This is a genomic window from Paraburkholderia sp. GAS32 (assembly GCF_050434225.1).
Classification (GTDB): domain Bacteria; phylum Pseudomonadota; class Gammaproteobacteria; order Burkholderiales; family Burkholderiaceae; genus Paraburkholderia; species Paraburkholderia madseniana.
On the sequence record NZ_JBNPVS010000001.1, the window covers coordinates 397,886 to 411,977 of the forward strand.

Sequence of the window (14,092 nt, forward strand, 5' to 3'; positions counted from 1 at the left end):
GCCTATCTCCAGAGAAAGTCATTCACAATTGACCGGCACCAATGCCCGTCCGTCGCTTACACCCTGCAAACCGTTTCCGCAGACGCCATGTGAAAGCGCCGCGCCCGTCGATACAGCCGGTACACCCGCTTGCGGCTTCGGCTTCGTTTCGCCACTACCGGGGCGCCCATAACGCAGGTACGCATCACGCATCCGGTAAAGCTGGGTCGAGAAGTACTCACCGCTAAAGCGGCCCTGATTCAGCAGGAACTGCTGCGTGCTGTACGGGAAGGTCATGTTCTCCGCTCCATTGGCCGACAGATAATTCGTCGATCCCACCCGCGTGCGGAAATCAAGCCCGAACTCTTCGGAGCCATACACCTGACTGATCCCCGGCTTCATCCCCTGACGCAACGTCAGCGGGAAGCTGATTGCGGCGCCCACAAACGTGCCCTGCCCGCTATGTTCGCCATGCACGCTCACCGAAACGTCGTCGAACCAGCGCGTCAGCGTCGCGACCGGCCCCTTGTCTCCACCCACAAAGCGCGCCACGCCCGCTTCGATCCACAGCTTCCAGGACGGCTGCACCCAGCGGTACGTCAGCTCGGCATTCTTCACGCTCGGCAATTCGTCATGGCCGGGCTCATGGTGCAAATAGGCAAGCCGCAAGCGGATCAGGTCGGGACGGCCCGGCACGAACACCGTTGTTTCGTTTTGCACGCCCACATACGAGTAATCGAACTTGCCGACCGACGCCACGTTGAACACTTGCGGAATGATCCAGAAGCTTTGTGCCAACGCAACCGCATTCAGACCGCCGCGCAGGCGGTAATTGCTGAACACGCGGCCCTCATCCATGTTCTTCGTGTTGTAGATCGGTGCGATGTAACTCGCGTACAGCTCCGCACCACGCCACAGCGGCACGAACCCTTCAATGTTGGCGCCGAGCGAAATGTCGAAGTTGCCGTACTCGGTGCCGTACAGGTAACTGACGATCGGTTCGATCTGAATGCGCGTCAGCCCATGCGTATGCCCGTTGCCATGCCATGCGATCGAATCCGCGTCGTAAGTCAGACGCGCGCGCATCGTCATTGATGCGCTTGCGGCCGTTGGCGCACCGCCCGCAACGAACTGCGCAAACGCATCGCGATCGACAATGACCTCGCCTAACGGCTCATTGGCCTTCTTGATCACCACATGAATCTTGTCCGTCCCGTGCGGCGCATTCACGCTTGCCACACCAAGCACAATGCCGAGCGCGTCCGCTTCGTTCTGGTTGTAGCGATGGTTCTCGTACTCGACCACCAGATCGCGACCGCTCATCCCGACACGCACACGCTCGAGGCCGGCGGCAAAGAGTTGCGCGGCGATTTCGTCGAGCGCGGAGGTGTCCAGCGCTTCCGGAATGGCGGGAGACTGCGCATCCGACGATTTGGCCGTCACATCACTCAGCATTACAGACGCATACGACTGCAGTGGCGGCACATACGTAATCGGTGCCGCAGCCAGCGGGTTGTTGCTGGCTGTGGCGGCACGCATGTCCACCGGTTGCAGGCTGGCGAGGCGGATCGGACCGTCATCGTCGGCGTCCGCAGTCTGCGTGACCGGCACCTGTGGGCCCTCGCACAAACCGTCTGCACACCGCGCACTGCTAAAGCGTTTGCCCAGCGGAATCTGAATGGCTACCGAGAACGACGTGCGCGGCGACACACCATCCGTCGAGCGGATCGAACGCATGAACGTGCCGATCACGTTCGCATCGGCGAGCCAGCTAATCCGCGGAGACTGATAGCGCACGCCGGCGTAAGGCGTCTTCGAATCGTCTTCTGCAAGCAGCGACAAGCCGGTGTTCCACAGCGAGACCTGCGCGCCGCCGAACAGACCATCGAGGCGATCGCCCTGTCCGTAACCGGCGGTCAACGTCACCGGTCCAAATGCTTGCGACACCACGCCGTACTTCGAACGGAAGAAATGCGTCTGGCCGCCAATGTCGCTAATGCCGAATGCAATGCTCGGCTGATACTTGAAGAACCTCGGTACTTCGAGCTTGACATCACCCATCAGGTGACGAAACAGGAAGTGGTCGGCGCCGCTGAATGGCGCGTGGACATCAGCCGGGTAATTGGCGAGTCCGCCGGAGAACTCCACATAAGGCAGCAACCCCACCGCGCCCCAATACATTTGCGCGCCCGTCGCTTTCTTCCCGTAGCGCGGATCGATGTAGTTGTTGTACTGCGCCTCCACCGTCCCTTCGGGCAGTGCAAACGCATACGGAATGACCAAACCGCCCGCCTGCCCGAGTGCATTGAGCGCAGGGTCGGCCGCGTGCGCCGAAGCGGAAAACGCTAAGGCTGCAGCAAGCGTCAACGCGCTCGGCGCCGATCGGGGTTGTTGTCCGCGTAATTTCATGGCCATGTGTTTTTATTGTGTGCAGTGTCAGTACGCGTTGCTATGAACCAGACCCTTCGCTATCGTCGCCGCGACAATCCGCATGTCGAGCCCGAACGACCAATTGCGCAGGTAATACAGATCGTGTTCGACGCGTCCTTGCATCTTCTCGATCTGGTCTGTCTCCCCTCTGAATCCGTTGATCTGTGCCCATCCTGTGATCCCCGGCTTGATCCGGTACCGATGGATGTAGCCGTTCACCACTTTCTGATAAAGCTCGTCATGTTCAATCGCATGAGGCCGCGGCCCCACTACCGACATATCGCCGCGCAGTACATTGAAGAACTGCGGCAACTCATCCAGGCTAGTACGCCTGAGAAACGCACCCACTCGCGTAATACGCGGGTCCCCTCGTGTGGCCTGTTTCACCACGCCCGTTTCTACGGCGTGAGGACGCATCGAGCGAAACTTATAGATCTTGAAGATGCGTCCATCCGCACCCTTGCGCTTCTGCGTGAAGAACACGGGTCCACGCGAAGACAGCTTGACGGCAATCGCAATCGCGATCAGCAACGGGGCAAGCGCAGCCAGCGCGCAAGCCGCGAATGCACGATCGAAAATCTCTTTCTTCACTAAGGCGCGAGCCGGCACCGGCGACGCAACCAGGTTGATCGCGGGCATACCGATCAAATCGATCATGCCGCTATCGAACAGCGCAACGCTGCGCATATCAGGTACAAAGCGCACGTTCACGAGGTCGTCGCGAAACTCAGCCACAAAGCGCGACAGCGTGCGTTCCTCGGAAAGCGGTAACGCAAGCCACAACTCCTGCACATCGTTGGATCTCACGTAGGCGGCGAACTTGGTGATGTCGTCGTACACCGGCACACCTGAACCTATCGTCCCCATCACCGGCCGCACATCAAAGGCCGCCACTGCACGAAATCCACTAGTCGTCGAGCCCTCGATATTGCGCACGACCTGGTGGCAATGCGACCCACATCCCACAACCGCAACCCGGCGGAGATTCATCCCTGCGTGCCGGACGCGTGCGAGCACGGCGCGCACAGCCAGACGCGACCCAATCAGCGCACCGCCCGTCATTGCCATCCAATAGGCAAACCAGAGGCGCGAGATGAAATCCGTACGATGCAGCGAGAACATCAGTGCGAGACCACAGCCTTGAACCACGAACCACGCTAGCGATACCTGACCGGCCATGCGCAGCATTGCCCGTCCACGCCATGAGCCGTACACGCCGAATGCGGGGAACAGAACCAACGTAAACGCCGCAGCAAACGCAACGAAGGCGGTATCGATACGGCTTTGCATGAGATCTTCAAATCGCACTTGCGAAGCGGCCACCGCCCCGGCGACGACGAGCATCACGTCGAGCAAGCGCGCGATCAGGCTTTGCAACCCCGGTATCGTTCTTCTTTGCTGCGCAAAATTCGCCGTATCCATTTTTATCCCCCACGCTGGTCTCTCGCGCCAAACGTTCTTGTCGAGCTGCTCAACTTGTGTTCGCTTCAACAGCTCATGTCGCTCGTACTTCCACCACCACGCTCTTCGCAACAACACCACCCCGGCACGCGAAGAAGCACGCAATGCAAAACAACCTGGATGTCACTCATCCAGCGCGAAACCAAGCGACTGGACGTTCCTGAACAACGATGGGGGATTGACTACCAGCCATTCGCACCCGTCCAACCTGGGTACTCAGGCAAAACGCCGCCACGATGAATCCGAACAAAAGATCACACCGCTTGTGCGTTGAGGAAACCGACCTGATAACCCCCGACCAGGCCAGTCGTTGATTCGAACTTCACCAACACTTACTGCTTGTCTTGTCAGTCTTGTGCACCGCACACCCTATAAAGCAGCAAGCATGCCAATCTTTAAATTTCTTTCACAATTGGTCCGGGCACATCGGGCAAGCGCTTGTTAGATATAAGTTTTCGTCCGAACCAGTTGTTCGGAAAACGAGTGAAAAAAGACGCGGAATCGTGTGCGGTAACGCGCCCGTTACGTAACACCGCCCGTAACGGTCTCGATCGATTGGGGGACGTCAGTGGGAAGTTGCGAAGCGCGGTAAATGTCTGAGGAAAGGAGAGTGGAGAGGGGCTTTTGTGCAGCGCGAGCAGCGCTCTAAATGTGAGTCGAATCGCCTCGACGGTCGATTCATCAGAGCAGCACGCGTCGATACGGTCGCGAGCAGTCACCGGTCGTTTTAAACAATTCGCGTCAAGACTTCTACTTTGGGCACATGGTTTGCTCAACCCCAAGGCATCGATACTGCCTTTTCGCAAGCTCGCCTAAACCGCGTGCTCCATGGCTGTCGTGACAGGCGGGTCCTGTGAACCTAAGCGGAGGTTATTAATATGTTGGGAACCATTCTTCTGATTGTGCTGATCCTTATCCTCATCGGTGCGTTTCCGACGTGGCCGCATAGCCGTTCATGGGGTTACGCACCGACCGGTGGTATTGGCATCGTGTTGATCATTGTGATCGTGTTGCTCGTCGCCGGCGTGATATAGCCGAATTGAAGTAGTCAGGTCAGCAGTAAAACTGAACGGGCACGCCGGATGCTGAGTCACCATCGTATTCAACCGTTGATACGAAAGGAGATCACATCATGCCTTACCTACTTGGCTGGCTTCTCGGCGTCCCGTTGATCGTACTGGTCATCCTGTACCTCATTTTCCACTAATCCTTTGCAACATAAGCAGTTCACCTGAAGATCAATCCGCGCGGCCCTGCCTGTCCCGGCGGCCGCGCGCCTCCCGAGACGTTCGCACCCTGCGTGTCACCCTCCTCCCGTCAGCGCAAAAATCACGCGTCGACATACCTGCCTTTTCACTTGCGCTGTATAAAACGGTGCGTAAAACTAGGCCTGTTAGCCCGCGCAAAATGCCATATCTGCATACGCACGCACACGCTGCGTACGAGCAAGGAGGGACCGATGGCAAACAACGAATACACGCTGTCACACCAGGACGTGGTGAAGGCAGTGATCATTCATCAGAATATTCATGAGGGCTTCTGGACGCTGAACATCAATTTCAACGTCGCCGCCACGCATGGTCCGCTCGTGCCGGACCCCTGCCTCGCCGTAACGATCAAGGGCATCGGTATCATGCGGGCCTCGCCTGCCGATCCACTTGCCGTCGACGCCACCCTCGTCAATCCGACGGCGCCTGAACCCGTTGTGAGCGCTGTGCATATAGCGGCCGCCGTCAATGGCGCGCACGAAGGCGGCATGCAGTTCTGTCGCGACGTGTATCGCAATGTCGCCGTACAAAGTGCGACCAGAGCGCCGACCAAGACAAGCTGAAGAGCGGGAGAAGTTGTTGATTTGCTGGCGTTGCGCGTCGCCGCCGCGGCACTCGAAGATCGTTCAAGGAACGCGTACGGACGGTTGGTGTCGGCAAGAATTCAGTTAAGAAAATGCACCATGCCCGGCGAGCGCGTCTTCCGGCGCGGGTAACACCGGAATCCGCCCGCGTGCTGCTTTTCCTGTGAAGGCAGCGAGACACCGGATGGCAGCTTGTGGCCGCGCAAGACCGCAGGCCCGAGGCCGGCGACCCGGACGGTTGTCCCGGGCACGGATGCACCCTGAAAATATACCCGGACGCAGGCTGGATATGCTTCCTAAAGCGATACGCCCACCCGTCTGACGCAGGACGATCTTCCTTTAAAATGGCATTTATCTGAATAAACTTCCGAGAATGCCATGACCGCCCGAAATCGCCCACTGGACAACCAGGATCGGAAGATCATGCGCGAGTTGCAGAAGAACGCGCGCCTGAGCAATGCCGAACTCGCCGAACTGGTCGGCATGTCGACCACGGCGTGCTGGAATCGCACGCGTCAGTTGGAGACGGAGGGGTACATCCGCGGCTACGTCGCGTTGCTCGATCAGCAGAAACTGGGCTTCGCCGACGTGGTGCTGCTCGAAGTCACGCTCGACCGTCACGACGACGACGCCCTCGCCCGCTTTGGCGCCGAACTGGCGACGTTGACCGAAGTGCTGGAGGCGTATCTGGTGTCAGGCGATTACGACTACCTGGTCAAAGTGGCAGTCGACGGGACGGCCGGCTACGAGCGGTTTCTGCGCGAGAAGCTCTATAAAATCGCGGGCATTCGCCATAGCCGCTCGATGTTTGCCCTCCGCTGCATGAAGAGCATTCCGTCGATTGCGATCTAGTTCGGTTTGCGGAAGAAACAGCATAGAAGCGCCGCGCAGTCCGATGTGGACCGCCACGCGATCGCTGCCTCCACAGCATTCGCGCGGCCCGGCGCTTCCAGACATCACGTTGCGCCATTCAGTGCTTATGGTGCAGCCAGTCCTTGATCGGATGCGCGTGCAGCCAGCGGGCGACCGGCCGGTCGTTGTGTTCCCGCCTGTAACGTATCGCGGTAAATATCACGATGCATAGCACCACCGCGATTCCCACTACAAAACTGGTCATCGACTCGGTCATGGCAACCTCCTTTGAGGTCAGAACCATGCCTGTATTTTAGGTGACCAGAGAAATAGCGACTGCCGTTCTCATTCGTCTGCGGGGACCGCGACTCGTCGCAGCACGGTCATCGGACCGAGCCTCTTGATGACTTCCATCTGGGCTGCGTCTCGCACGAAGAGCGATCCCGCGAACCCCAGCGCATTCACCGAAATTCCCTCGACACGTTCCGAAGACCTTGGCACGAGCAGCATCCATCGAGGAGCGACAAGCAGGTTGTACGGTGCCGACTGATGAAGTTCTCCGTTCGCCTCAACCGCTTGCAGGCCAACCGCTTCGAGCAACGTGTGGTAGCAATCGAAAGCGGCGTGTGCGGCGTGCCTTGAGGCGGCAGGCGCCAGTTCCAGATGGGCGAACGCGTGCCTGAAATCCAGACCGGGTACCTTGCGAATCGGACCGTCCATGCACGCGGATGCAAGAACGGACTCAATAGGGAGCGGCGGGCCTGATTCTCCAAGCGGCAGCGGCACGATCTGCAGATGCTTGTGGAGTTGACTCGCGCCGGCCTCCACGCCGCCGTTATAGAAACCCAGACCATCGAACTCAGCCATGCACTCGACCAATGCAGCAAAGTCCGTCAGATCGAGCAGCGTGTCCTGCGACTTGAAGCTGCGGGTGACGATCAGGAGATGATGGTCGATGACGTTGAACTTGTTGAGCAAGGCGACGTGAGTGTCCGAGATATCGGCCACAAAGAGGTCCGGGTCATAAGGCAGGAACGGATTGAACGCACTGCGCGCCCCGGCGTTGGGCTTAGGCGCTTGCCGGGCTTCCTCCTTGCGAGTGAGGCTTGAGACCTCGCGGACCAGGAAGCGTACGCCACCTTCTTCGATCAGCGTCTGGGTTGTCTCGATCGGTCGCAGCGCACCACGACGCAGCGCATGCTCAGTCTGGCGCAGGATGGCCGGCCACAGGGTGCCAGACTGGAGATGTAGAGGCTCCATGGATCAGGCCAACCGGCGTGCATCTCGCGAACGCGCACGTCGCAAACGCGCACGCCGCGGAATAAGCGTAACCACACCTACGCTTTGTAACCAATCGCGCGTAACAGGTCCTTGCGCCATTGAACGTCCTCCTCGTTTTCCACGCCGAGCGGCGGGAACCCGTCGACCACACCCAGGATACCGCGCCCCTGATCTGTCTCGGCAACCAGAATCTGCGTGGGATTCGCCGTCGCACAGAAGATCCGGCATACCTCCGGCACAGCCTTTATCGCGTTCAGCACATTGACCGGGAAAAAGCCATCGCCCAAAAAGATCAGGAAGCTATGGCCTGCCGCGATGGTCATGGCATTCCGGCACGCCAACTCGATCAGTTCGGCGTCGGTGCCGGACCGGCGCACGAGGCGCTTGCCCGATGCTTCACAAAAGGCCAAACCAAACTTGATACCCGGAACGGTACCCACAAGGGCCTCGTGCAGGTCCTCGACAGACTTGATGAAGTGGCTTTGCCCCAGAATGAAGTTCATCGCCTCGGGTTTGTCGATTGTTACCGTAAGCATTTGCATATCGGACCTCGCTCTGTGGCGTCAGGAACACCGGGGGAAGGTTGCCTTCGTCAGCGAATGTCAACTCGTCCAATTTCGCCAGACAGCGGATGCCTTCCACAATCAAGCCTAGTACGAACCCGTCGTCAGCGGAAGCGCGGGTCGCGGGTGGCGCCGTAGTACCAGCGCGAACTGGCTGCGATGAGGCGTATGTCTGCGCATTTGCTGCACTAGAATTAATTTTCAGACTACCGGAAAGCGCCGGCGAGCCGTAGCTGGCCAGCGCAGGTGGAATTCGTGTTGGAGAAGCGCAATGCCGACGTACCAATATCGTTGCGAGAAATGTGGCGAGTTGTTCGAACACGCTGAACATCTCGCGGAACATGAGATCGCCCATCCGGTTTGCCCGAAATGCGGAAGCGAGGCGTGTCAGCACGTACCGACACCATTTGTCGCCAAGACGTCGAGAAAGAGCTGAGATCTGCTCCTTGAGCCCCCGCCAACGCTGGATGATTTTCGTCGCAAGCACAGGCGGCGCGCTCGAGGTATTCGATTTCGCCGTCTATGGTTTTTTCGCACAAAGCATCGGCCGCGAATTCTTCCCGGCACGAATGGGCGTGCCCGCAGAGACACTGTCGTTCGCGGTCCTGGCGGCCGGTTCCATGTCGAGGCTCGTGGGCGGCATCTTTCTCGGCCGGCTGGGCGACAAGTACGGCCGGCGCATTGTTTTCGCCTCGTCGGCGATGGTCGCTGCAGTGTCGACGTTGCTCATCGCAATACTTCCTTCATACGAATCACTGGGCGTTGCCGCGCCAATGCTCTTGGTTCTGCTACGAATCACACAGGGTTTGTGCCTGGGCGGTGAATTGCCGGGAGCAGTTATCTATGCCGTTGAAACAGCGCACGCGAAACCCGGGATCTTATGCGGCATGGTGTTTCTCGCTGTCAATATTGCGCTCATGCTTGCTATCAGCATCAATCTCGGCGTGCAGATGATTTTTACTTCAGATCAGGTCCGCGCATTCGGATGGCGGATCGGCTTTCTGGTTGGCGGTCTTCTAGGTCTGCTGAGTTTCGTTGTGCGGCGCACGTTGGCGGAAACCGATGAATATGCGGGGAGAGTGAGCGCCCGGCACCGGGAGCCGCTTGCTGTACTGTTCCGCAAGCATGCCGCGTCCGTGCTGACGGGCGTCGCTGCGGCGTCACTGGTGGGGGCGTCCAGTGGTCTCTTCGTGGCGCACATGCCAGCCTATCTTCAGACGCTGCACTATGACCCGCGGAAGATTGCGAGCGCCCAGACCCTGTATGTAACCGCCATCTCGGGCTGCATCCTAGTCACAGCGTACTTAGGCGATCTGCTGTCGCGACGTTACGTCTTCATGTCGGGGGCCGTACTGTCAGCGCTGTTCGCCCCTTTCTTTTACGTTGCGGTGACGCGTCATCAGGCCAGCTTGCCCCTGCTGTTTCTGATGGCCGGTGTCGTCGCCTCGTGTGCAAATGGAACCTACGCGTGTGCGATTGCGGAGATGTTTCCCGTCGACGTGCGATTCAGCGGCCTCGCCACCACTATGAATGTCGGTCTGGCTGCGCCGATGGCAATAGCGCCGCTCGCCGCAAGCATTCTTGCATCCACAACGAACTGGACATTTGCACCCGCGCTTGTCATGGTGCTTTGCGCGACATTCGCATTCGTTGCGTCGTTCCGAATGAAGCGTCACCGCCAGGAGGCCATAGGCGTCAAAATGGGCAATGAGTCGCTGTTGCAGGAGCGCAAATGAATCCTCAGGAGTTCGTCAGGATTGGCGACACCGAACTCGATATCCAGCGCTACGAATTGCGTCGGGCTGGACAGCAGATCCCTCTCGAACGCCTGCCGATGGAGTTGCTGATCCTGATGGCGTCCCGCGACGGACAACTCGTGACGCGCGCAGACATCGTCAGGGCGCTATGGGGAGGTAACGCTTTTCGCGAAACGGACAACAGCATTAATACAGCAATTAGAAAAATCCGGATTGCGCTAGACGAAAATCCCGATCACCCATTGCATCTGACAACAGTCAAGGGGAAGGGGTATCGCCTGAACGGCACGCGGACGTTGTCCGAAGAGCCTTTGCATATTCCCGCGGAAGCGGTCCGCGTGCTGGTGCTGCCCTTCGAAAACAAGACCGGCGATTCAAGCGAAGACAGTCTCTGCGACGCGCTCGCGGACGAGACCTCCGCCAACATCGGGGTGCTCAATCCCGAGCAGATTCTCGTCATTGCCAGGACAACGGCCGCCCGCTACCGGCGGGTAAATAAGAGCATCGCGGAAATCGCGCACGAGCTGTCAGTCGACTATGTGCTCGAAGGTTCGCTGACACGGGACGGAGGAAGGGTTCGCATCCTGGCGCACCTGATCCGCTGCGTCGATCAGGTGCAGATCTGGAGCCGTGCGCATGAACCGATGACACGGGGCGCACTGGATATCCAGAAAGAGGTCGGAACCGCCCTTGCTCAGGAGGTCTCGCCGGCGCTCGCGCAACAGCAGCAACACATGCTCGCAAGGCGTCTGCCGGTCGATCCGATGGCGCACGATGCCTACCTGCGTGGCCGATACTACTGGACCCGGCGCGTTCATTTCGATGCGGGGTTCGCCGCACATCATGCGTTAAACGACGAGGACTTCATTCGCGCGCGGAACTACTTCGAAAGTGCTGTCGATCGGGACCCGACCTACGCGCTCGGCTACGTCGGCTTGTCGAATATCTTCGGCTCGACCGCCACGCATGGGTTCTACGCGCCGTCGCAGGGTTACCCCAAAGCGCGCGAATCGGCACTTCGCGCTCTGGAACTCGACGCAAATCTTCCGGAGGCTCACCAGGCGCTTGCCGGTGTGCACTACTTCTACGACTGGGACTGGCTCCGTGCGGAAGCCGAGTTTCTGAAGGCATTGCGGCTCAACCCGAGCCATGCGGAAACCAGCCGCCTGTACGGACGGCTTCTACTGGTGCTCGGGCGAGAAGCGGAGGGAAGAGCGCAGTTCGAGCTCGCCGAAAGTGTGGACCCACTGGGGTTCGAAGGTTCGCGCGTGTTCGGTCTTATACAGTCGGGCAGATACGAGGAGGTCATCCGCGAATATCTCGACACCGGGCACGGGAATAGATCGCCGTTGATCTACCAGTTGCTGGCTACTGCATTCGAAGTCCAGGGGCGGCACGAAGAGGCGATCGAAGCGACCGTCGATGCGTTGACACGGTGCAGCGAGTTCGCCCGGGCGGCGTCCATTCGGGCGATCTGGGACTCTGGTGGCTATCAGAAGGTTCTGCAGTGGTATCTGCAGGATTTACAGGCAAGGAGCCGAAAGCGCTATACATCGCCGCTCCTGTTTGCGGAATTGTACGCACGCCTCGCACAACCGGACGAGATGTTTCACTGGCTCGAGGCCGCGGTTGCCGAACGCTCGCCGCGATTGTGTGAACTGCGCACTAACCCATGGTTCCAGCACTATCGGTCGACGGGACGGTTCCGGAAAGTCGAAAAGCATGTTGGTTACTGATCGGGCGGTCGTGGCAAAGCCCGGAAGAAGCCTATGCATGCGGCTTGTCGACTTGGTACCGTTGGGCCTCCACTTGCACCGTCATACGTTGCGCGTATTACGCCCTTCGACGTGAAGGCCGGCGGGCGGCGCACGGCGCCGGTTCTTCATTGGCCGTGGTAGAGGTCGCCCCACAGGCGGCTTTGTTCTCCGCTTTGCCGTGAACGAATAAGGTCCTGGTAAACCTGTTGTCGCGTGAGCTTCGCTGCGGATCCTGATTCGCCTGCCGACGAGCTGGTTGTGCCGCCGACGTCCTGAGCGGCAGGTGGTGTTGCAGACTGCACCGGGTTGTCTTGCGCCCACGCTTGTCCAAAAAAGAGGGCGACGGCGCACGTCGCCACGAGTCGAAGTGTTTTCATGTTGACTGACTCCAGCAAGGTAATGCGGGCACGGTCAACAGACGAACAAGCGGTTGGCCGCAATGGCGTTTCGAACGACTTCGCACACGGCGTCTCGTTCGTAGCGCTTGTCTCATGTTGCGGTCGGACTACCGAAATCACTATCGAGGCAATCTGAAGAAATCGTTAACTTGCACGGGCCCGCACACACGCGAGGCGGTAGGAGCGAAGCGTACGGGCGAAGCGCAGTCGTAAGCATGTGCTGACGACATAGTAAACTGCGTCAATCAGGAAGTGATCCTTGTCCGGCACGGCTGGCCGCGCCGGATATCGCATGTGAACGCAACAGCACAAGGACCTCATGAGTCGTCTCGTCGTCGTTTCAAATCGCACTGCCGACCCTCGCAAGCCTGCAGCCGGCGGACTCGCCGTAGCAGTACGAGAAAGCCTGCAACAAACTGGCGGGCTCTGGTTCGGCTGGAGCGGCAAGATCCGGGAAGCTGCGGATGGCACGCAATCCGGCCAGGGGGAAGTTCATGTCCAAACGGCCGGCAACGTCACGCTTGCGACGCTTGATCTGAGCCGCGAGGATCACGACACGTATTACCTGGGCTACTCCAACGATGTCCTGTGGCCGGTATTCCACTACCGGCTGGACCTGGCCAATTTCGACACGCGATTCGCAGCGGGCTATCGCAGGGTCAACCAGTTATTCGCGCAAAAACTGCTGCCGCTCCTGAAACCGGACGACCTCATCTGGGTTCACGATTACCAACTGATCCCGCTCGCGGCCGAATTGCGCGCCATGGGATGCACCAACCGCATTGGCTTCTTCCTGCATATTCCGATGCCGCCGCCGCTGATCATGGCAGCGATTCCGGAACACGAATGGCTGATGCGCTCGCTCTTTGCATACGATCTGGTGGGCTTCCAGAGCGAAGCCGACCTGACGCATTTTTCTCACTACGTCGAATCGGAAGCGCACGCGCAACGCTTGAGTCCGGATCGCCTTCGGGCATTCAATCGAACGCTGCGGGTCGGCGCCTATCCCATCGGCATCGACGTCGACGATTTCAAGCGTCTTGCCGACTCGAAGGAAGGCCGCGACATGTTCGTCCGGATGCGTGACGAGTATTCGCGGCGGCGTTTGCTGGTAGGCGTCGACCGGCTGGACTATTCGAAGGGGCTGCCGCAACGCGTCCATGCTTTCCGCGAGCTGCTGACCTACTACCCGGAAAACCGCGATAGCGCGACGCTGATCCAGATCGCTTCCCCGAGCCGCGAGGACGTCGGTGCCTACGACGATCTGCGGCGTCAGATGGATAGCCTGTGCGGCGCGATCAACGGCGACTTTGGTGAACTGGACTGGATGCCGGTACGCTACATTCATCGGAACGTGGCCCGTAAGCGCCTGCCAGGTCTTTATCGCGCGAGTCGGGTGGCGCTCGTCACGCCCTTGCGGGACGGGATGAATCTGGTCGCAAAGGAATTCATCGCGGCGCAGGACGCTGCCGACCCAGGCATGCTGGTGCTTTCGCGTTTTGCCGGGGCCGCCGAGCAATTGAAGGAAGCGCTGCTGGTCAATCCCTACGACACGCAAGGCACGGCGCAGGCCATTCAGCGGGCGCTAACCATGTCGCTCGACGAGCGGATCAACCGGCATGAAGCGCTTCTTAACCGCATCCGCAAGTTCGATGTGCACTGGTGGAGTTCGACGTTTCTGCAAGCGTTGGAAGACTGCGAGCCGAATGAAGTGACGGAGAACGGCATAGGCCGAACATCTGGCTGAACACCGGCGACTGCC

Annotated in this window: 13 protein-coding genes; 7 read left to right on the forward strand and 6 right to left on the reverse strand. The window is 59.2% G+C overall.

What is annotated here, in order from left to right; all coding sequences use genetic code 11:
* Window positions 1-18: 18 nt before the first annotated feature.
* Together P3T25_RS01800 and P3T25_RS01805 are read right to left on the reverse strand one after the other, a co-directional pair.
* Entirely contained in the window at window positions 19-2,394 is a 2,376-nt protein-coding gene (locus P3T25_RS01800) for a YjbH domain-containing protein (RefSeq protein WP_429357326.1), read from the reverse strand.
* 21 nt (window positions 2,395-2,415) lie between these two features.
* Window positions 2,416-3,831 (reverse strand): undecaprenyl-phosphate glucose phosphotransferase, encoded by a 1,416-nt coding sequence (locus tag P3T25_RS01805; protein WP_429357327.1) that lies wholly within the window; start codon window positions 3,829-3,831, stop codon window positions 2,416-2,418.
* A 917-nt stretch (window positions 3,832-4,748) separates the two neighbouring features.
* Here P3T25_RS01805 and P3T25_RS01810 point away from each other — a divergent pair.
* The 3 genes from P3T25_RS01810 (at window position 4,749) to P3T25_RS01820 (ending at window position 6,574) form a co-directional block, all read left to right on the forward strand.
* Entirely contained in the window at window positions 4,749-4,904 is a 156-nt protein-coding gene (locus P3T25_RS01810) for a DUF3309 family protein (protein ID WP_154562399.1), read from the forward strand.
* A gap of 425 nt (window positions 4,905-5,329) precedes the next feature.
* Window positions 5,330-5,701 carry a hypothetical protein gene (locus P3T25_RS01815; protein ID WP_154562397.1) on the forward strand — a complete coding sequence of 124 codons (372 nt, stop codon included), beginning with the start codon at window positions 5,330-5,332 and terminating at the stop codon, window positions 5,699-5,701.
* Between the two features lie 399 nt (window positions 5,702-6,100).
* Window positions 6,101-6,574 (forward strand): Lrp/AsnC family transcriptional regulator, encoded by a 474-nt coding sequence (locus tag P3T25_RS01820; RefSeq protein ID WP_429357328.1) that lies wholly within the window; start codon window positions 6,101-6,103, stop codon window positions 6,572-6,574.
* Window positions 6,575-6,692: 118 nt separating this feature from the next.
* Here P3T25_RS01820 and P3T25_RS01825 read toward each other — a convergent pair whose 3' ends face one another.
* From P3T25_RS01825 to P3T25_RS01835, 3 genes are all read right to left on the reverse strand, one after another.
* Window positions 6,693-6,851: a hypothetical protein gene (locus tag P3T25_RS01825; protein ID WP_179839489.1), complete on the reverse strand. Its 159-nt coding sequence runs from the start codon at window positions 6,849-6,851 to the stop codon at window positions 6,693-6,695.
* A gap of 68 nt (window positions 6,852-6,919) precedes the next feature.
* Window positions 6,920-7,834 carry an ATP adenylyltransferase family protein gene (locus P3T25_RS01830; RefSeq protein WP_429357329.1) on the reverse strand — a complete coding sequence of 305 codons (915 nt, stop codon included), beginning with the start codon at window positions 7,832-7,834 and terminating at the stop codon, window positions 6,920-6,922.
* Window positions 7,835-7,911: 77 nt separating this feature from the next.
* Window positions 7,912-8,397 carry an adenosine-specific kinase gene (locus tag P3T25_RS01835; RefSeq protein WP_429357330.1) on the reverse strand — a complete coding sequence of 162 codons (486 nt, stop codon included), beginning with the start codon at window positions 8,395-8,397 and terminating at the stop codon, window positions 7,912-7,914.
* Window positions 8,398-8,689: 292 nt separating this feature from the next.
* Between P3T25_RS01835 and P3T25_RS01840 the strand changes: the two genes are divergently transcribed.
* The 3 genes from P3T25_RS01840 to P3T25_RS01850 are packed head-to-tail and all read left to right on the forward strand — an operon-like array spanning window position 8,690 to window position 11,911.
* Entirely contained in the window at window positions 8,690-8,854 is a 165-nt protein-coding gene (locus P3T25_RS01840; RefSeq protein ID WP_154562389.1) for an FmdB family zinc ribbon protein, read from the forward strand.
* 10 nt (window positions 8,855-8,864) lie between these two features.
* The gene (locus P3T25_RS01845) at window positions 8,865-10,154 is read left to right on the forward strand and encodes an MFS transporter (RefSeq protein ID WP_408516953.1); all 1,290 of its coding nucleotides are present in this window, start codon (window positions 8,865-8,867) and stop codon (window positions 10,152-10,154) included.
* Window positions 10,151-11,911 (forward strand): winged helix-turn-helix domain-containing protein, encoded by a 1,761-nt coding sequence (locus tag P3T25_RS01850; protein ID WP_154562385.1) that lies wholly within the window; start codon window positions 10,151-10,153, stop codon window positions 11,909-11,911. The genes P3T25_RS01845 and P3T25_RS01850 overlap by 4 nt, the downstream gene beginning before the upstream one ends.
* Window positions 11,912-12,057: 146 nt before the next feature.
* Here the strand turns inward: P3T25_RS01850 and P3T25_RS01855 are convergent, their stop codons facing one another.
* Window positions 12,058-12,309, reverse strand: a complete 252-nt coding sequence (locus tag P3T25_RS01855; protein WP_266239106.1) for a hypothetical protein — start codon at window positions 12,307-12,309, stop codon at window positions 12,058-12,060.
* 340 nt (window positions 12,310-12,649) lie between these two features.
* Between P3T25_RS01855 and otsA the strand changes: the two genes are divergently transcribed.
* Entirely contained in the window at window positions 12,650-14,077 is a 1,428-nt protein-coding gene (otsA, locus tag P3T25_RS01860; protein WP_429357331.1) for an alpha,alpha-trehalose-phosphate synthase (UDP-forming), read from the forward strand.
* Window positions 14,078-14,092: the final 15 nt, after the last annotated feature.